Source organism: Cytobacillus sp. ABV4_503, assembly GCF_056158445.1.
Window position 1 is genome coordinate 1,135,058 of record NZ_JBSWTH010000001.1, and the last position, 19,162, is coordinate 1,154,219.

A 19,162-nucleotide genomic window follows, 5' to 3' on the forward strand; every position below is an offset into this window, starting at 1 on the left:
CTAGAAATATTTGATTAAACAAATATAAATCTCAGATAGTTTCATATATGTCTAATTTAAGGAGTGTGAATTTGTAAAATGGTCACATTATACACTTCACCAAGTTGTACATCTTGCAGGAAAGCTAAATCATGGTTAGAAGAACATGAGATTGCCTATAAAGAAAGAAATATCTTTTCAGAACCGCTGTCAATTGATGAAATTAAAGAAATTCTGCGCATGACTGAAGATGGAACCGATGAAATTATTTCTACTCGGTCAAAGACATTTCAAAAGCTTGATGTAAACCTTGAATCAATGCCTCTCCAAGATTTATTTGAGTTGATCAAGGAAAACCCTGGGCTGCTTCGCCGTCCAATCATTCTTGATGAAAAACGTTTGCAGGTTGGATATAATGAGGACGAAATAAGACGTTTCCTTCCAAGAAAAGTTCGCACCTACCAGTTGCGTGAAGCACAGCGCATGGTAAATTAACAGTAGTTTAATTTAAATCTGAAAGATTTGCTCAAGTCCAGATTGTGAATTAACAAACTTATTCAATTATACTTAAAATTAAGAGGCCTTCTTTCTGTTAACAGAAGAAGGTCTTTTTGTTTGTTATGTGAAAAAGAACAAGGAATATGGATATAATAAGAGAATATATAGTTACAGTAAAATTTGATAAGGATGGAAGCTTGGGACAATATAGGCATTTAACGGTTTTTCTAAACATATGACTTTTTAATTCCCTTTATGCTCAATTTGTCATAAAATAAAAGTACAAGGTACAAAATACAGTTTACCTTCAATTAAATCGGGGATTAGCCAATTGATTTACGGGTAAATGGATAACACATGACTGCTGGGGGTATTTAGTCCCTTCAATCATAGCCAGAAGGGAGAGTTGCTGCATGGAAATCGAACGTATTAATGATCATACAGTTAAATTTTATATTTCTTATCTTGATATAGAAGAAAGAGGCTTTGACCGTGAAGAGATTTGGTACAATCGTGAGCGGAGTGAGGAACTCTTTTGGGAAATGATGGATGAAGTCCATCAGGAGGAAGAATTTCTTGTTGAAGGACCTTTATGGATTCAGGTACAGGCATTGGATAAGGGTCTGGAGGTTCTTGTAACAAAGGCCCAGCTTTCAAAGGATGGTCAGAAGTTTGAACTTCCTGTCCCGGATGAAAAAGTGAAAGATTTGCCTGTGGATGAACATATAGAGGAAATGCTCGATCATCATTTCCGTAAATCCGATGAAGATGAGCCTGGATATGAAGGCGATCTTGAGTTCCTATTATCATTTAAAGATTTTGAAGACGTTATTTCATTATCAAAGCAGTCAAGTCTTGATTCCATTACTACAAAGTTATATTCCTTTGAAGGGAAATATTATTTATTCGCAGAGTTCCCTGAAGAGCTTTTTGAAGAGGATGACATAGATAACATGCTAAGCATTCTCCTTGAGTACGGGCACGAAACGAGCACAACAATTCACCGTGTAATGGAATATGGCAAATTGATTATAGAAAATGATGTTTTTGAAAATCTGAGAAAACATTTTAAATAGTTCAGCAAAGCCGATTTCATTTTTGAAATCGGCTTTATTTTAGTAAGGGCATCCGCGTCAGACAATGCAGCAAGAAACGTATGTATATGTTTGCATAAAAAGCTCAAAAAGAATTTGCAGAATATAAAGGAATTTAGCAATTAAATAAAGAACGTTTATCATAGAAAGGAGATGATCATTTGTTAGTTGCCGCAACAGAGAAGGGGGTTCGAATAAGTCTCTTAGGTCCACATAGTATCCCTGATTTACAGCAGTATAGGGAAAAGCACACTTTTTTCTGCCCCGAATGCAAAGAGGAAGTAATTATGAAGATCGGTAATAAGAGAATCCCGCATTTTAGCCACAAAAAGGGTTCTGAATGTCCGGAAAGCTATGAAAGGGAATCTGAATACCATATTTCTGGAAAGCTCCTTTTGTATCAATGGCTAAAGAAAAAAGGGTTAGATCCAATTCTGGAGCCATACTATCCGGACATTTCACAGCGGCCAGATATAAGTGTCCATTTTGAAGGTGTAAATTATGCTCTTGAATATCAATGTTCAATTATCTCAGAGGAGTTATTTAAAAAACGAACAGAAGCTTATTTTCAGTCAGGCATCGTTCCAATATGGATACTGGCAGGAAAAAATATTAAGCGCATTGGGAAAGCAAAAATTTCTTTATCTGGGTTCCAGTACTTATTTCTTCGGCAAACAGCTTCAGACAATTGGGTAATCCCTTCATTCTGCCCCAATACAAAGTCCTTCATCAATGTCCGCCAAATCCTTCCCTTAACTGTCAGAAATGCCTACGCGCATTATGATGTGAAAACAATCTTCCATGCTGATCCAGGTTTTTTATTTGATCCATATTTTAAAAATGATTTAAAAATAAGTGAATGGAAAAATGAAATTCGAAAAATAAAGAATTTCCTTGCTCAGAATAGCAGTGCATATAAAAATACCTTTCTTCAGGAAATATACTCCCGCTCAATTGCTCCTGCTTTACTCCCGCCTGAAATTGGCCTTCCTGTCCGCCATTCTCCATTTATTGAAACCCCGCCTATACAGTGGCAGTCCTACTTGTACATGGATGTCATCGGCAAAGATAGACCGTTTTCTCATGCGCGAATGGTTGCTGCCTTTCGCAATAGGGTAAAGAACAGCGATATTAAAGTCAGGTCAATTCCACTGATTCAAACAGGATCTGAAGTTTTGGCAGTTAAAGAATATATGGATGTCCTTATTAACTTAAACATTGTTAAACAAACTGGAAACGGTCTGTACAAAAGAACTGCGTCTTGTGGAGAGCCTGACCATTCCTCCTGTATTCTCCAAAGAGAGGAGGATTTTTATAGGGGTATCACGCAAAGCATTTTGCAGGGCAATAAATGAAAAAGATCTATTTAACATAAAATAATCAAAGATTTGCACATTCGCTCTTTAAAAAGAAGGAATTTGTTTTTTGAAAGAGAAGATAGTGTAATGGGACTTTTGAATGGAGGATGAATGAATGGCTAATGAGACAACTGTAAAGAAACTGCCAGCAAGGAATGAGATTTCACCAGAAGATACCTGGCGTTTGGAGGATATTTTCCCTTCTGATGAGGAATGGGACAAGGAATATAATGATGTGCAGAAGCTGATCCCTAATGCAGGCAAGTATCAAGGCAGGCTTGGGGAAAGTACTGAAACATTATATGAAGCGCTGCAGTTCCAGGATCATTTACTCTCGCGCCTTGGGAAGCTTTATACATATGCCCATATGCGTTATGACCAGGATACAACGAACTCATTTTATCAGGGCCAGGACGACAAAATCAAAAATTTATATTCGGAAGCTGCAAGTGCACTCGCGTTTATTGTTCCTGAATTGCTGGCTGAAGATGAAGAGAAGATTGCCGGGTTTTTAGAGGAAAAAACGGAGCTGCAATTATATAAACATTCGCTTGAGGAAATTAATCTTCAAAGGCCTCATGTATTATCTGCTGAGCAGGAATCCCTGCTTGCCCAGGCTTCCGAGGTGCTTGGGGCTTCAAGCAATACATTTGGCATGCTGAATAATGCTGATTTGGAGTTTCCATCCATTAAAGATGAAAATGGTGAAGAGGTAGAAATCACTCATGGACGGTTCATCCGTTTTCTCGAAAGTGATGAGCAGCGTGTGCGCCATGATGCTTTCAAAGCGGTATATGAGACTTATGGGAAGTTTCGCAATACATTCGCAAGCACTCTAAGCGGGAATGTGAAAAAGGATAATTTCAATGCAAAGATCCGGAATTATGAATCTGCGCGCCATGCTGCCCTATCTGCGAACAATATTCCTGAAAGTGTTTATGAAAATTTAGTCAATACCATTAATGATAATCTGCATTTGCTTCATCGATATGTCAAACTCCGCAAGAAGGTTCTTGGGGTCGAGGAGCTTCATATGTATGACCTTTACACTCCTTTGGTGAAGGAAGTAAAAATGGAAATCCCCTACAATGAAGCAAAGGATCTCATCTTAAAAGGACTGAAGCCGCTTGGCGAGGACTATTTGAAAATTTTAAATGAGGGCTTTGAAAATCGCTGGGTAGATGTTCATGAGAATAAGGGCAAAAGAAGCGGTGCTTATTCATCTGGAACATATGGAACTAATCCATATATACTGATGAACTGGCAGGACAATGTGAACAATCTATTTACCCTTGCTCACGAATTTGGGCATTCTGTTCACAGCTATTACACAAGAAAATACCAGCCATATCCATATGGAAATTACTCAATTTTTGTCGCAGAGGTTGCATCCACATGTAATGAGGCCCTCTTAAATGATCATCTGCTTAAAACAATAGATGATGATAAGAAGCGCTTGTATTTGCTGAATCATTATCTTGAAGGCTTTAGGGGTACTGTTTTCCGCCAGACAATGTTTGCAGAGTTTGAACATCTCATCCATCAAAAGGCGCAAAACAATGAAGCTTTGACTGCAGATTCATTGACGAAAGCATATTATGAACTCAATAAGAAATATTTTGGGGAAGAAGAGATCGTGATTGATGAGGAAATCGGTCTGGAATGGTCCAGAATCCCGCATTTCTACTATAATTATTATGTTTATCAATATGCAACAGGCTTCAGTGCGGCAACGGCATTAAGCAAGCAAATTCTTCAGGAAGGGCAGCCTGCTGTTGACAGATATATTGAATTCCTGAAATCCGGCAGCTCAGATTATCCGATTGAGGTGTTAAAGAAAGCCGGTGTTGATATGACAAGCAGCAAGCCGATTGAAGATGCCTGCAAAGTATTTGAAGAAAAGCTTAACGAAATGGAAAGCCTGCTTTCTTAAATAGAAAAGTGGAAGCGCCATGCCCGCCTACACCTTGAGGGGGGGCATGGCGCTAGACAGTACATAAAAGGTGCCTGGCGTTTCTCGGGCACCTTTTATGTATTGTTCAAAACCCCTTAAATCTCCTTCGGTCATTCAAATATAAAAATAAAATCAGGAGAGAAATAAATAAAATAGGTGAAGTGATGAAAATGGGGATAAGTTTCATCAATCCGAGAATATTTAAAATAAAGGAGAGCAAGATGAGCAGCAGCATCAATAATACAGGCAGTTTTTTCATATTGCATTCTCCTCCTGGCCAAGGTTTACATCCGTATTATTTTATGCGGTTGTCCAGAAAGTGATGACTTGATTTTGACAATATTGTGAAAAAAGGCACAAACTCATTGTCGTTTTCTTTCACATCATGATATATTACAGATGTGAAGTTGATCACATGCAAACATTTACCCCTTTTGTTTGGAAGTGAAAAATTTCTCCCATCCCCTTTGTTTGTATAAAAACCCTGAAAAAGCCGTGCAAATGAAGTGCATGGTTTTTTTCAGCGAAAAAATAAAGCTGTGCATTTTGCACAGCTTTACATTACCCTGAATATCTCCAGAAATTACCGTATTTTGCAGGTACATACTCAGCTATTTGCTTTAGTTGAAGCTTTTTCATTTCCCTGTTCACTTCGCTGTCCGACATATTATATACAACTGAGATCTCCTTGCTGGCCACTAGCTTAAAGTATTTTAAGAAATATTCAAGGGGCGGAAGAGGAGCACGCTCAGGTTTAGCAGGAAGCATTTCCTCTAAAATCTGTTCATAAATTTCATATGGATAGTATCCAGTGACTTTGATGCCTTCATCTTCAATATTTTCATTAAAAAAGACAAGAGTGGGTATTTCTTGGACATCCATTTCAGAAGTAATTTTTAAATCGCATTGAAAAGCCTTTGCTGCACTATCTGAATGAATATCAGAAACAAATTCTACTACATCCAGACCGACTTCCTTAGCACAATCCTTTAGCACTTCAAAATGAGACACATTCTGCTTTTCAAGAAATAAGACCTCTTGAAGCTTGCGTAAAAATCTGATGCCAGCTTTTCTCCCTTGCAATTCCGCAGCTTTAATTGCAACCGAAGCCAGGTGCGGGGAAGAAATCGGATTTTCGAACCAGACGTTCCCGTCACATGACATTCCAGAGCGGCTTGCTGTTTTCTCCCATAAATCAGCAATGTTTTCGTAGTTTTGCCTTTTCCCCATATTTAACGTTGCCAGCCTGCCGCTTAATACATGCTTTATGGAAAAATAGCGGCCGTATTCAATCAGGAGCTTTTTTAAGATTGGCTCCAAAGCCCAGCATTCTGGGCAAAGGGGATCAACAAACATATAGACTTCTACGGGCTTTTTTTCACTGCCGTGGCAATGTGGAGATGTAAGCTTGTTTTCATTGGATTCTGGCTTATTCACGAGCTTTCACCTTTCACGCCGTTTTCAGGTGTATTGATCATATGCTGGGCAGTGAGTACAAGCCTTGCAAAAAAGTCTTCTCTCAAGCGGCCTTCCAGCCTAATTTCGTCCATTGCTTCATTCATGCATAAAAGCCAGGCCTTTGCCCGCGTTTCCGTTATGGGAAAAGGCATGTGCCGCGCCCGAAGCATCGGATGTCCATGTTCTGAAGTATATAAAGGAGGTCCCCCTAAATACTGCGTCATAAACTGCTTTTGTTTTCTGGCTGTCTCTGTCAGGTCATCTGGAAAAATAGGAACGAGATCAGGATGTTGTCCTACGCGCCGGTAAAAAGCGTCAATTAGATGGTGAAGTTTTTCCTCACCAATAGCGTCGAAGGGAGTGTGCATTTTCTCGGCCATATTTAAAACTCCTTTTATGAGTTAATTCGTTTGTAAAAAAATCTTCCTATTTAATATTGAGTGGTGTGATCTCTTTATATTCTATCAATGAGGGATTTATATCTCAAACAAATAGCTTACTGAGCCCTTTTGACTATAGTATGGATTAAGCACATGCCGTCAATCCGGAACATTTGCTGAAAAGGTATTGAAAAAGCCGCCCGGTAAATTCGGGCGGCTGAAATAAGCCTTAAGCCATAAACGATGAGGTAACTTTCTTTATGTAATTCAGTGTTTCTCTAAAAGGCGGGACTCCTCCGTATTTATCTACATTTCCAGGTCCGGCATTATAGGCAGCCAATGCAAGTTCAACATTATCCCCATACCTGTCCATCATTTGCCGTAAATATTTGACTCCGGCAAAAATGTTCTCTGCAGGGTCGAAGATATTTTTAACGCCGAGCCCCTTGGCTGTATCAGGCATAAGCTGCATCAACCCGGAAGCACCTGCATGGCTTACTGCATTCGGATTGAAGTTTGATTCCTGTTTAATGACTGACTTAATCAGATTAACTGGTACATTAAACAGATCTGATGCTTTTTGAATCAGATCATCAAAATCACTTTTTGAAGTTTTGGCAAATTTGGTTAGTTTTAGGGGGGGAAGAGCTTGAGCTGTATGGGTATCTGTTTGTAAAGCGCTAATATAAGGTTCCAGAGACGCAACTGCTCCAAGTCCACCTGTGACTTGATGAGATGAACCGGGACTTTCCGGAACTAACCCGGCCAATAGCTCTTGAAACAGAGGATTTGAAGTGTTCGTTTGCTTAGAACTATTAAATCCTTGCAGTGCCTGCAGCTCCATCAATATTTTTAACTGATCTACGTTCATTATATTGCTCCTTGGCAAAAGCTGTAATTCTATTAAGCCTTTTGCTGTCTGTATTTTTCGTTATAAAATCTCTTAATTTTATTTTCGGTCTTCCTGACAGGAATGTTAAGCTGTTTAAGCAAATTTAGAAAAGTCAATTCACCTTCATTCCTGTTATCCACTTCATATTCTAACTCAAAATCTTCCTTATTTAAATAGCTGCTGTGATCAAGAACAGCCAAACCTTTCATGTACTCCTTTTCGGCACGTTTTGTTGCGAGAGTACCAAAGTATTGAAGTCTATCTGTCTTTATGCCCAGCTTTTCTATGGATATTATTATCTGTTCTTTGGGAATTTTTCCAGTCTGGATCATCTCTGCAGCTTCGGACTCAGTAATGTTTTCATTAGTCTCTAAAAGCCCTTCAGGGTGGGGCTGTTTAAGCGTCAATTCAAATGAGCCGTTTTTCTGCCTAATCCTTAAGGCACTCCCTTTAGACTTCAATAAAAAATCCGGTGTATCAAAGTAATGATTCTCCTGTTCAGAAAAATCCTCGCTTCTTAAGTAAAAAAAATCTATTAATGAGGAAAACTCTTCACTGGTCAGCATGTTTTTAAATTCAATTTCAATATTTTTGTTAGACAAGCCTCTACACCTCAGCTATTAGTAATTTCCTGTATTATCTCCTTAATTAGCATGGACTTCAATCTTTGAAGTTTTTTTTATTATTGTGATAAAGTCAATCAGGGGAGACTCAACTATCGGGGCGCAGGACTGTGGCTATGAAAATTGAATCAGGGGTTTTACTGTCCATAAAATCTGCGATAGAATAGGTAATGACAATGGAGGTAGAAAAATGAAACAGAAACTTACAGTTTTAAATGCAGAATGGATTGAAAATGAATTAATTTTGGAAATAGAAGCTGGAACAGTCTCAGGCTTAACAGCCATGCGGCAAATATTGGCTGATTCCGACAACCTTTCATTTATTTACATAGCAGAACAAAATGATGATTATACATATATTTCCCTTCCGGAAACAGTCTGGACGGAACTTAAAAAGGCACTTGATGGCCAGATGCGTGTTTTTGCTTCTGATCGTAATCATGATCGTATTGAACTGGCAGGCTTTCATGAGGAATTAGGAGATTTAATAGAAAATATCCGTGGGAACAGCAATTATGGTAATGAAATGGTAGAAAAAGTAGAGAACATATTTTAATTAATGTTTAAATTACGAAAAACTTGGATAAAGAGATAGGCTGTGTTACCCCCTCTCGAAGTCGGGGGTAGTCGAGGCGCTTGCGCTTTTCTAACTTCGGATATTTGGTGGTGTTGCAGGTGAAGCATTGGGATTTATTTTTGGCGCCATATAAGCAGGCGGTCGAAGAATTAAAAGTAAAGCTAAAAGGCATGAGAAGCCAATTTGAAATGGATTCTACCCATTCTCCGATTGAATTTGTTACTGGGAGGGTAAAGCCAATTGCAAGCATTCTTGATAAGGCAAACCAAAAAGGCATTCCTCTCGACAAATTGGAATCTGAAATGCAGGATATTGCCGGTGTTAGAATGATGTGCCAATTTGTAGATGATATTAAGAGAGTGGTTGAGCTATTAAGAAAAAGAAATGATTTTGAAATTGTTGAAGAAAGAGACTACATATCTCATAAAAAAGCAAGCGGTTACCGCTCTTACCATGTCGTGATCCGCTATCCTGTTCAGACAATAAAAGGAGAGAAGAAAATTCTCGCAGAGATTCAAATCAGAACACTTGCCATGAATTTCTGGGCCACGGTTGAACATTCCTTAAATTATAAATATAAGGGCCAATTCCCTGAAGATATTCAAATGAGGCTCCAGAGAGCGGCAGAGGCTGCTTTCAGGCTGGATGAAGAAATGTCACTCATTCGCGGTGAAATTCAGGATGCACAGGCATTCTTTACAAGGAAAAAGGAAAAGCAGCAAAAGGGAGAAAACTAACGTATAAAAGAGGAGCTTGGATAAGATGAAATTTGCCATTACCTCAAAAGGAGATTCAAAATCTAATACACTCATGCACAAAATGAGAACCTATTTATTGGACTTCGAGCTTACATATGATGAAGAAGAGCCTGATATTGTCATATCGGTAGGCGGGGATGGCACTTTACTTTATGCCTTTCACCGATACAGCAGCCGTCTGGACAAGACCGCGTTTGTGGGTATACATACAGGCCACCTTGGGTTTTATGCAGACTGGGTGCCGGAGGAAATCGAAAAGCTTGTCATTGCAATTGCCAAAACCCCATATCAAGTGATTGAATATCCGCTTTTGGAAGTAATTATCCGCTACCAGCATGGCGGCAAAGAAACCCGTTATCTTGCATTGAATGAATCAACAGTTAAAGCGGTGGAAGGTACTTTAGTAATGGATGTGGAAATACGCGGCCAGCATTTTGAAAGGTTTCGGGGAGATGGCCTTTGTGTTTCTACACCATCTGGAAGTACAGCTTATAATAAGGCGCTGGGGGGTGCCATCCTGCATCCATCCTTGCCTGCCATCCAGCTTGCTGAAATGGCTTCCATCAATAACAAGGTATTCCGTACAGTTGGCTCTCCGCTCGTATTGCCGGCACACCATACATGCATGCTTAAGCCTGTAAATGAACCGGATTTTCAAATTACCATTGATCATTTGACTCTTCTTCATAAAGATGTAAAATCAATACAATTCAGAGTGGCAGATGAGAAAATCCGTTTTGCCAGGTTCAGGCCATTCCCATTCTGGAAAAGAGTTCACGATTCATTTGTTGCTGATTGATAAAGGAACCCTGCAGTTTTTAGAATCACTTATTTTAATAATCCCGTTACTTCTTATAGAACAGGAGCCAATTGCTCATGGAGCGTTTTAAATTACAATGGAAAATTACTGCCCCGCAGGCGGGCTCGTTAATCAGGGAATTTTTAAAAGAGAATGATATTTCTAAAACTGCACTTACTGACATAAAGTTTGCTGGCGGCTTCATTAAAGTGAACAATGTGGAAGTCAATGTCCGCTATGAGTTAAAGGAAGGAGATATCCTTCAGGTTGGTTTTCCGGAAGAAGTTCCCAGTGAAGGCATGAAGGGTGAAGACTTGCCCCTTGATATTCATTATGAAGATGATTATCTTCTTGTAGTAAATAAACCGGCAGGTGTTAGTACCATTCCTTCGAGAGAACATCCTTCGGGAAGTTTGGCTAATCGGCTGATTGGATACTATCAGCGAATAGGCTTAAAGTCTGCAGCACATATCGTGACTCGACTGGATCGAGATACTTCCGGCTTGGTTTTAATTGCGAAACACAGGCATGTGCATCATTTGCTTAGCCAGCAGCAGCGCTTCCGTAATATCGAGCGCACTTATGAAGCCTTTGCAGAAGGGGCAGTCATCTGGGATGCCGGTACTATAGAACAGCCGATTGCGAGAAAAAAAGACAGTATTATTGAGCGGGAAGTTAGTGAGGAAGGTCAATACGCATGTACTCATTATCAGGTAATCAGCCGCCGCAAAGAATTTACTCATGTAAAATTAAAGCTTGAAACTGGCAGAACTCATCAGATCAGAGTCCATTTGGCCTGGCTTGGTTATCCTCTTGCGGGTGATGAATTGTATGGAGGCACAAGACAGATTATCAGGAGGCAGGCACTGCACTGCTGCAGCCTTTCCTTCAATCATCCCTTTCTGCACAGAACCCTTTTGTTTGAACAGAAGCTACCAGAAGATATGAATTGCCTATTATAAAAGCCGGCATTAACATTTGCCGGCTTTTTGGATTAAATCTTCCTAAATTTTTCTTCCACATAAGGCATGCCTGACTGGACTGACATGAATTCCATTTCAGGATATCTAAGTGCAGTTAATTTATTGCCAAAAACAGCACCTGTATCAATATTAAAGGTGTTATTGATTTTCCTGACTTCCTTTACAGGAGTATGCCCATAGACAACTGCTGCCTTACCCTCATACTGTTTAGCCCAATCCCGTCTTACAGGTGTACCGTCAGGATTTTTTTCTCCAGTTATATCTCCGTAAAGAACAAACGTTTTAACTTTGGATGAATGTTTCCCAATATAGCTTTCCTTAATTCCAGCATGGGCGATTACCAGTTTATTGTTGTCGAGTACATGGTATAGCGGTGCATTTTCATATAATTCAATAAATTTCCTTTTAATTTCCTTCTGTGATTGCGGGTCAAGCTGCTCATATTCAGCTGCTGTGGTTTCCAGGCCATGTGTAATTTGAACTTTATTTCCTAAAAAGAAGCGGTATAGTTTATTGCAATGATTGCCCGGGACATAGTGTGCCAAGTCATTTGCGACAAGGTTATATACTGCATCGATGACTGCCAGAGATTCTGGTCCTCTGTCTGTTAAGTCTCCTACAAAGGCAAGTTTTCTATTACTTGGGTGTACAGGAAATCCCCTCTTCCAGCAATAGCCCATTTCCAATGTCAGCTGTTTAAATTCAGCAAAGCAGCCATGAATATCACCAATAATATCAAGTCTCATAATTAGGCTCCTTTAATAGTTCTACTGTTATGATATCAATTTTCATAATATTTATCATGACGCTCCATTTTTCAAGCTGAAGAGAAAGCTTGGACGGTTTTTAGTTCAAGGAATGGGAAAATTAAAAATAAGAAAAATTCTTCATTAACGTTCATCTGATCTTATGGTGGTTCAGAGACGACAAAAAAACAAAGATTTGCTAGTATAGTGAAGTACGTTTTCCTGTTATGCGTTTTAATGGGCAAAGAGCTTGTGGTTTGTGCAGGCAATATCAATTCCACAGCTAGAATGAATTTGTCCCCATTTTCTCAGAATTCCTGTGCTGGGGATAACATTCCAAAAGGATGGTTTCATTGTATGAGAGGAGGTAAATTCTTATGGAAGATCACGCAGAGGAAAAGTCTGATTCCCACATCAATGCCGGTCTTTTAATCCAATCTTTACAAAATGAAGAAATTGATATCTTCAGGAATGAATTTCTTGATATGCACCCTTATGATCAGGCTTCATTTTTTAAAGATCTGGATGAGGACATCCGGGCAAAAATTTATCTTTATCTCTCTCCGGAAGAAATGGCAGCTCTATTTGAAAATCTGGAGATTGAGGAAGAAGAATATAAAGACGTCCTTGCTGAGATGAATCCCCACTATGCTGCGGATATGCTTTCAGAAATGTATGCCGATGATGCCGTTGATGTTTTAAATGAACTTGACAAAGACCAGGTTGTCAGCTATTTGACAATTATGGATGATGAATCGGCAAAAGAAATTAAGGATTTGCTTCATTACGAAGAATATACAGCAGGAAGTATCATGACGACGGAATTTGTCTCTCTGTCAGCCAATCAGACGGTTCGTTCTGCTATGTATATCCTGAAAAATGAAGCTCCAAGGGCGGAAACCATTTATTATGTGTACGTTGTTAATGACGAGAAGAAACTTATTGGCGTTATTTCATTAAGGGATTTAATAGTAAGTGATGATGATACGATGATTTCGGAAATTACAAATGACAGAGTAGTTTCCGTATCAGTTGGCGAAGATCAGGAAGAGGTCGCAAGAAAAATTAAAGACTATAACTTCCTTGCCGTTCCGGTTGTAGATTTTCAAAACCATTTGCTGGGTATTATTACAGTTGATGATGTTATGGATGTTATGGAAGAAGAAGCATCTGATGATTACTCTAAATTGGCTGCTGTATCGGATATGGATCATATTGACCGGAATCCAGTTTCTGCAGCGCGTAAACGGCTTCCCTGGCTTATCATCCTGTTGTTTTTGGGTATGTTAACTGCAAGCCTTATCGGAAGATTTGAGGATACATTGGATAAGGTTGCGATTCTGGCTGTTTTCATTCCTCTTATTGCAGGGATGGCAGGAAATACAGGGACTCAGGCGTTGGCCGTTGCTGTCCGGGGTATTGCTACAGGAGACCTGGAGAAAGAAAATAAGTGGAAACTGGTGATAAGGGAAGCCGGGACTGGGTTAATTAATGGAGGCATTTGCGGTATTCTTGTTACTTTCATTGTTTACTTCTGGAAGGGAAACTTCTTTCTTGGTGTTTTAGTTGGCGTATCAATTTTGTTTACATTAATAGTAGCCACTCTTGCCGGTGCGCTGATCCCTCTGCTTATGCACAGGATGAAAATTGACCCGGCTGTAGCATCAGGTCCATTTATTACAACTATTAATGATCTAATCAGTATTTTAATTTATTTTGGAATGGCGACATTATTTATGAGCTACTTAACAGGCTAAGGAGGTTATTTTATGGAACATGGGGCATCGGTAGCATCACTGGTCATTGTTATATTGGCTGCTTTTATCACGCCCATTTTGCTGCACCGGCTGAAAATTAATTTCATCCCTGTAGTGGTTGCAGAAATTCTTATTGGTTTGATTATCGGTAAGAGCGGTTTTGATATCGTGCATGAAGATATGTGGCTGGAAACTCTTTCAACTCTTGGATTTATATTTCTGATGTTCCTGAGTGGTCTGGAAATTGACTTCACAGCTTTTTCTTCTGCAAAGAAGAGAGAAAAGCTCCCAAGCGGGAAGCTTGAGCCAAACTCTTTTGCTGTTTCTTCCATTGTATTTATAGGAATATTTCTGGTTTCATTGGGTCTATCATATTTATTTGTCTGGGCAGGATTCATTGATAATGCTTTTTTAATGACTTTAATTATTTCGACCATCTCTCTGGGAGTTGTGGTTCCTACACTTAAGGAAGCGCATTTAATGAAAACAGGTATAGGGCAAATCATTCTGCTGATTGCCGTTATTGCAGATTTGGCTACGATGATTCTGCTGGCTGTGTTTGTTTCATTAAATGATACAGGCGGAGGGAATACCTGGCTGCTTCTCGTCTTATTTGGCGTAGGTGTATTGCTTTATTTCCTGGGAAGAAGGTTCAAAAACCTAAATTTCCTTGAAGCGATGTCTACAGGGACTGTTCAGATTGGAACAAGAGCAGTATTTGCTCTGATCATTTTCCTTGTGGCATTATCAGAAACAGTTGGGGCAGAGAATATATTAGGTGCGTTCCTGGCCGGGGTTCTTGTATCATTGCTGGCACCAAATCAGGAAATGATTCATAAGCTGGATTCTTTTGGATATGGATTCCTCATCCCGATTTTCTTTGTGATGGTAGGGGTTGATCTGAACGTATGGTCATTGTTTGGGGATCCCAAGATGCTCATGCTTATTCCATTGCTGCTGATTGCTCTACTGCTCTCAAAACTGATCCCGATTTATATTTTAAAAAGATGGTATGACATCAAAACGGTTATTGCCTCGGGTTTCTTGTTAACTTCAACTCTTTCACTTGTTATTGCTGCAGCAACGATAGGTGAAAGAATGGACGTCATAACCGCAGAAATGAGCGGAACATTGATCTTGGTTGCTGTCATAACAAGTATATTTACTCCTGTAGTCTTTAAAAAGCTATTCCCTCAGGAAGCGGCAGAAGAGAAAAAGCTTAAAGTGTCCTTCATTGGTGCAAATCAGATGACTATGCCAATCTATAATGAACTTAAGTCATCCCTTTACGAACCAGCTTTGTATCATAAAAAGCAGGAAAAGGCGGAAAAGCAGATAGCTGACTCTTTGTTTGATATCATTGAAATTGAGGAGTTTGATATTGAAAATTTTGAAGGTACAGAAGCATTTAATTCAGATATTGTAGTAATCTCCACAGGTGATGAAGAGACAAATGCCACATTATCCATTGCTTTTAAAGAAAAGGGAGTAGATCGTGTCATTTGCCGGATGGAAAGCCCTGATATGGAAGAAACTCTACGGGAACATGATATTGAGCTATTTTCAACCATTCTTTCGTCTAAGGCGCTGCTTCGTGCTTTAATCGAGTCACCAAGTGTGGTGAACATTTTAACGAACCAGGAGACAGCTTTATATGAGATCCGATTAAAGAATGAGCAGTTTGAAGGCATGATGCTTCGGCGATTCCCTTTTACAGGGGATGTAATTTTCGTACGCATATTTAGAGGAAAAGATTCAATTGTTCCGCACGGTGATACTGAACTGCATGTCAATGACCGCCTGATAGTTACGGGATCTAAGGAATACGTTGATGAATTAAAAAGGGAACTTGAATTTTGTGAGTGGTGTTAGGGCTGCCTGACATCTGTCTTGCCGAAAAAGTTCTGCTTTTAGAGCAGGATTTTTTCGGCTTTTCTTTTCAGATGAATTGATGTACAATTAGTACTAGGTACTAATAACATGTAATAATAAATCAGGAGGATTTTAAAATGACTCTTTCACTAAATGGAAAAACATTCGTTGTCATGGGTGTGGCAAATAAAAGAAGTATTGCATGGGGAATTGCCAAATCACTTCATGATGCTGGTGCCCGCTTAATCTTTACATATGCGGGAGAAAGACTTGAGAAAAGTGTGCGTGAATTGGCAGACTCACTGGAGGATGTACAGTCATTAGTTCTTCCTTGTGATGTAACAAGTGATGAAGATATCGCGAAATGCTTTGGCACGATTAAGGAAGAAGCTGGTGTAATTCATGGAATTGCCCACTGCATCGCCTTTGCCCATAAGGAAGAACTTCAGGGAGAATATATGAACACGACAAGAGACGGGTTTCTATTAGCTCACAATATCAGCTCTTATTCACTAACTGCAATTGCCAAGGAAGCAAAAGGATTAATGACAGAAGGCGGAAGCATTGTGACTCTCACATACCTTGGCGGTGAAAAGGTTGTGAAAAATTATAATGTTATGGGTGTAGCAAAAGCCTCTCTTGATGCAAGTGTCAAATATTTAGCCAACGACCTTGGTAAGGATGGAATTCGGGTTAATTCCATTTCAGCAGGTCCAATCAGGACTCTTTCTGCAAAAGGGATCAGCGAATTTAATTCTATCCTGAAAGAAATTGAAGAACGGGCTCCTCTCCGTAAAACAACTACTCCGGAAGAAGTAGGGGATACAGCATTATTCTTATTCAGCAGCCTGTCACGCGGAATTACCGGGGAAAATATCCATGTGGATTCCGGTTATCATATACTCTAATAGAAATTGCCTGCTCTAATGTGAGCGGGCTTTTTTTATTTACATCAGAAACGAAAGCCCATCTTCTGCATACATATAATACGATGAAACATTAAGATTGCGGAGGTGTGCAAAAAAATGGCTGAGAAAAAAGAGAAGGAACCATTATTTTATATACAGCAGCCGAGTTTTAAATTTCCAGAGACGAGGATGCAAACAGTCTATTCCAGCAGAAAAGCAGAGCTGGAGCGCAAACAGGAACAAAAAGGCAGTGTACCGGAACCCGCGAAAACAATAAATGACCAGACGGAGTCCGATGAAAAGATCGAAAATATGACCGAAGTAAAGGTGCAGGCAGCTATTGAAGAATTTGAATCAGGCAGGGAAGAGAAAAAAGAAAGTGCATCCTTTGCTTTCACCACTGAAAAAAGAAAGCCTGCTTTCAATCGTGTAAAAAGTTTTAAGGAAATGGATACGCTTGAGCGCCTGGAATACTTAATTGAATTCCCTAAACAGCTCCCGCCCATACCATGTATATTTGAAACCGGCGATAAGGCTATAAGGGGATTTTTGGTTTCAAGAAATGAAGAATGCATCGAGGTTAAGCTGTTTGATGATACAATCGAACAATTAAATCTTCAATCTTTAAATGCAGTAAAAATGATTGGTCTAAGACGGTAAAACTGGATGCTTGAGAATGTCGGCCAAAAAATAGCCAGCCGAATGGTCGGCTGGCCTCTTTTAATTAGTCTTCACAGATATCCAGGTCAACATCTGCAATACATTGAACAGCGCAGAAGCATGTTAAATCAACAGTTACGCAGTCATCAGTGGCTAAGAAATAGTCTACCTCACAAACTTTCTTCAAGTCTATGCAGCAATCATCAGCCAGGTTGACTACTTTGTCACGACCTTCTTTCCTATTTACTGGAAGAAGTACTCGGAGCACGGCACAGCAATTATCGAAAACTTCTTCTACTCTGAAGAAGATGGATACGCATGCACAGTCATCTCCTTTAAAGAATGCATGGAATGGTGTACCATCTGCTGTCTTTAGTGTGAAGACTCGAGTATCCGGACGCTTATGACGGCGTTTGCTTGAAGGTGATATCGCTCCAAGCGGCTCCAGGAAACAGTTTGAAGGGCATTCGCACACATCTTCTGCGTTATCTTGAATATCTTTTATAGCACGAACTACTTCACATACACAGCTTTTGCCTTTGAAGTCGTCTTTTTTTCCACAACCCATTTTTGTTTTCCTCCTTGTTTGTTTCTTGTGGTCTACACTACTAACATATTGCTGGCGGGCCCTTTGGGATACGGACAAACGCCTTATTTTCAAAAAAATAGGCTATTTTTAAAATTGAGGTGAAAACATGGATATATCAGCTATGGAACTGTTGATTCTCTCACTTGCGAGCTTCAGGCTGACAAGATTAATGGTATACGATAAAATAACTGAGTTTTTGCGCAAGCCTTTCCTTAAAGAAGTAGAAGAAAAAAATCAAGTTGGAGAAACTGAGATATATTTGGTGGTAAGAGAAGGAAGAATTCGGGGATTTTTCGGGGAGCTTTTAAGCTGTTACTGGTGTACAGGGGTTTGGAGTGCCATATTTATATATGCTGTATATTACTTTTATGCATCCTGGTCAGCTCCAATACTGATGATTTTGGCAGTTGCCGGACTTGCAGCTATAATCGAATCCCTGGTGCAAAAATTAATAAATTAGCATATAACTTTTTGTACAATCGCGTAGGCATTTGTTTTACACAAGCATTGAGGCTCAGCATAAATTAAATAGAGGAAATTATTGATTAATGGAGGGCCTCATCAATGCTAAATGATTATAAAAATCAGCAAACGGAAAAATCACAGCCTGTCAGCAAGAAAAAGAAAAAGGGGTGCGGATGCGGAAAAAAAACGAAGAAAGCTCAATAGCCGGATATACCGGCTTTTTTTATTGTTTAATTTCTGGAAAAAATAGGATGGATAGTGGTGTAAATAAATCCAAAACAATTCGAGGACAATATAATTAAAGATTCTACATAGGAAGGGACTATTATGAAAAAAAGACTTTTATCATTTATTGCATTTTCACTTATCTTATTATCAGGCTGCAGCGGAGACGGAAAGGTGACGGAAAGCGACCTTGCGCTCCTCAAAACGACTAATCCCCCTGCTGTATTAATTGATAAAAATACAAAGGGAAATTTGGATTTAGTTGAAAATATTGAGCATGATGTCGAAAAAATGAAAGAACTTTATGATGTTGCAGTGGTCAAAAGCAATGGGGATACACTTGTTGCTTATAAAGTGAAGCACTTGCAGCGATTCCACATGAAAAAAATTGAAAAGAAAATGACAAAAATGCTTGAGGAAAAATACCCTGATGAGAACTTCATTGTTTCAAGCGATTATAAAATCTTTATTGAGGCAGTAGAACTCCAGGAAAAAATGAAAGATCCCGATTTTACAGACAAAAAGGCTAAAAAGAAACTTGATAAAATCATTAAGCTTAAAAATGAAATGACATAGGAAGGGAGAAG

Annotated in this window: 20 protein-coding genes; 14 read left to right on the forward strand and 6 right to left on the reverse strand. The window is 39.3% G+C overall.

What is annotated here, in order from left to right; all coding sequences use genetic code 11:
* Positions 1–78: 78 nt before the first annotated feature.
* From spxA to pepF, 4 genes are all read left to right on the forward strand, one after another.
* Complete coding sequence (gene spxA, locus ACXAD1_RS05825; protein WP_009331204.1) at positions 79–474, forward strand: transcriptional regulator SpxA; 396 nt, start codon at positions 79–81, stop codon at positions 472–474.
* Between the two features lie 416 nt (positions 475–890).
* Positions 891–1,553 carry an adaptor protein MecA gene (gene mecA / locus ACXAD1_RS05830; RefSeq protein WP_206835324.1) on the forward strand — a complete coding sequence of 221 codons (663 nt, stop codon included), beginning with the start codon at positions 891–893 and terminating at the stop codon, positions 1,551–1,553.
* 179 nt (positions 1,554–1,732) lie between these two features.
* The gene (locus ACXAD1_RS05835; RefSeq protein WP_474909632.1) at positions 1,733–2,926 is read left to right on the forward strand and encodes a competence protein CoiA; all 1,194 of its coding nucleotides are present in this window, start codon (positions 1,733–1,735) and stop codon (positions 2,924–2,926) included.
* A 118-nt stretch (positions 2,927–3,044) separates the two neighbouring features.
* Positions 3,045–4,862 (forward strand): oligoendopeptidase F, encoded by a 1,818-nt coding sequence (pepF, locus tag ACXAD1_RS05840; RefSeq protein ID WP_474909633.1) that lies wholly within the window; start codon positions 3,045–3,047, stop codon positions 4,860–4,862.
* A 582-nt stretch (positions 4,863–5,444) separates the two neighbouring features.
* Here the strand turns inward: pepF and ACXAD1_RS05845 are convergent.
* From ACXAD1_RS05845 to ACXAD1_RS05860, 4 genes are all read right to left on the reverse strand, one after another.
* A complete protein-coding gene (locus tag ACXAD1_RS05845; protein ID WP_206835331.1) occupies positions 5,445–6,320 on the reverse strand; it encodes a ClpXP adapter SpxH family protein in 876 nt (291 codons plus the stop codon).
* On the reverse strand, positions 6,317–6,721 hold the full coding sequence (locus tag ACXAD1_RS05850; RefSeq protein WP_206835334.1) for a globin domain-containing protein: 405 nt from the start codon (positions 6,719–6,721) through the stop codon (positions 6,317–6,319). Before ACXAD1_RS05850 ends, ACXAD1_RS05845 begins: the two co-directional genes overlap by 4 nt.
* 229 nt (positions 6,722–6,950) lie before the next feature.
* Positions 6,951–7,592 (reverse strand): lytic transglycosylase domain-containing protein, encoded by a 642-nt coding sequence (locus tag ACXAD1_RS05855; RefSeq protein WP_474909634.1) that lies wholly within the window; start codon positions 7,590–7,592, stop codon positions 6,951–6,953.
* Positions 7,593–7,624: 32 nt separating this feature from the next.
* Positions 7,625–8,215: a CYTH domain-containing protein gene (locus ACXAD1_RS05860; protein WP_206835342.1), complete on the reverse strand. Its 591-nt coding sequence runs from the start codon at positions 8,213–8,215 to the stop codon at positions 7,625–7,627.
* Between the two features lie 211 nt (positions 8,216–8,426).
* Here ACXAD1_RS05860 and ACXAD1_RS05865 point away from each other — a divergent pair, with 211 nt between their 5' ends.
* The 4 genes from ACXAD1_RS05865 to ACXAD1_RS05880 all read left to right on the forward strand — a co-directional run bounded on the left by ACXAD1_RS05865 (position 8,427) and on the right by ACXAD1_RS05880 (position 11,332).
* Entirely contained in the window at positions 8,427–8,792 is a 366-nt protein-coding gene (locus ACXAD1_RS05865) for a UPF0738 family protein (RefSeq protein WP_206835345.1), read from the forward strand.
* 119 nt (positions 8,793–8,911) lie between these two features.
* Positions 8,912–9,550, forward strand: a complete 639-nt coding sequence (gene yjbM / locus ACXAD1_RS05870; RefSeq protein ID WP_275723073.1) for a GTP diphosphokinase — start codon at positions 8,912–8,914, stop codon at positions 9,548–9,550.
* Positions 9,551–9,575: 25 nt separating this feature from the next.
* Positions 9,576–10,370, forward strand: coding sequence for an NAD kinase (locus ACXAD1_RS05875; RefSeq protein ID WP_009331194.1), 795 nt, complete (start codon positions 9,576–9,578; stop codon positions 10,368–10,370).
* Between the two features lie 77 nt (positions 10,371–10,447).
* A complete protein-coding gene (locus ACXAD1_RS05880) occupies positions 10,448–11,332 on the forward strand; it encodes an RluA family pseudouridine synthase (protein WP_474909635.1) in 885 nt (294 codons plus the stop codon).
* Positions 11,333–11,364: 32 nt separating this feature from the next.
* Here ACXAD1_RS05880 and prpE read toward each other — a convergent pair whose 3' ends face one another.
* On the reverse strand, positions 11,365–12,099 hold the full coding sequence (prpE, locus tag ACXAD1_RS05885; protein WP_474909636.1) for a bis(5'-nucleosyl)-tetraphosphatase PrpE: 735 nt from the start codon (positions 12,097–12,099) through the stop codon (positions 11,365–11,367).
* 377 nt (positions 12,100–12,476) lie between these two features.
* On the opposite strand from prpE, the gene mgtE reads away from it, so the two are divergent.
* The 4 genes from mgtE (at position 12,477) to ACXAD1_RS05905 (ending at position 17,296) form a co-directional block, all read left to right on the forward strand.
* The gene (gene mgtE, locus ACXAD1_RS05890; RefSeq protein ID WP_206835354.1) at positions 12,477–13,856 is read left to right on the forward strand and encodes a magnesium transporter; all 1,380 of its coding nucleotides are present in this window, start codon (positions 12,477–12,479) and stop codon (positions 13,854–13,856) included.
* A gap of 12 nt (positions 13,857–13,868) precedes the next feature.
* A complete protein-coding gene (locus ACXAD1_RS05895) occupies positions 13,869–15,728 on the forward strand; it encodes a cation:proton antiporter domain-containing protein (protein WP_370222254.1) in 1,860 nt (619 codons plus the stop codon).
* 137 nt (positions 15,729–15,865) lie between these two features.
* Positions 15,866–16,636 carry an enoyl-ACP reductase FabI gene (gene fabI / locus ACXAD1_RS05900; protein ID WP_206835360.1) on the forward strand — a complete coding sequence of 257 codons (771 nt, stop codon included), beginning with the start codon at positions 15,866–15,868 and terminating at the stop codon, positions 16,634–16,636.
* A gap of 117 nt (positions 16,637–16,753) precedes the next feature.
* On the forward strand, positions 16,754–17,296 hold the full coding sequence (locus tag ACXAD1_RS05905; protein ID WP_370222256.1) for a CotO family spore coat protein: 543 nt from the start codon (positions 16,754–16,756) through the stop codon (positions 17,294–17,296).
* A 64-nt stretch (positions 17,297–17,360) separates the two neighbouring features.
* On the opposite strand, the gene ACXAD1_RS05910 is transcribed toward ACXAD1_RS05905, so the two are convergent.
* Entirely contained in the window at positions 17,361–17,864 is a 504-nt protein-coding gene (locus ACXAD1_RS05910) for a CotY/CotZ family spore coat protein (RefSeq protein WP_206835365.1), read from the reverse strand.
* 127 nt (positions 17,865–17,991) lie between these two features.
* On the opposite strand from ACXAD1_RS05910, the gene ACXAD1_RS05915 reads away from it, so the two are divergent.
* Entirely contained in the window at positions 17,992–18,345 is a 354-nt protein-coding gene (locus ACXAD1_RS05915) for a DUF1360 domain-containing protein (RefSeq protein ID WP_206835369.1), read from the forward strand.
* A 332-nt stretch (positions 18,346–18,677) separates the two neighbouring features.
* Positions 18,678–19,151 carry a YhcN/YlaJ family sporulation lipoprotein gene (locus ACXAD1_RS05920; RefSeq protein WP_206835373.1) on the forward strand — a complete coding sequence of 158 codons (474 nt, stop codon included), beginning with the start codon at positions 18,678–18,680 and terminating at the stop codon, positions 19,149–19,151.
* Positions 19,152–19,162 lie beyond the last annotated feature (11 nt).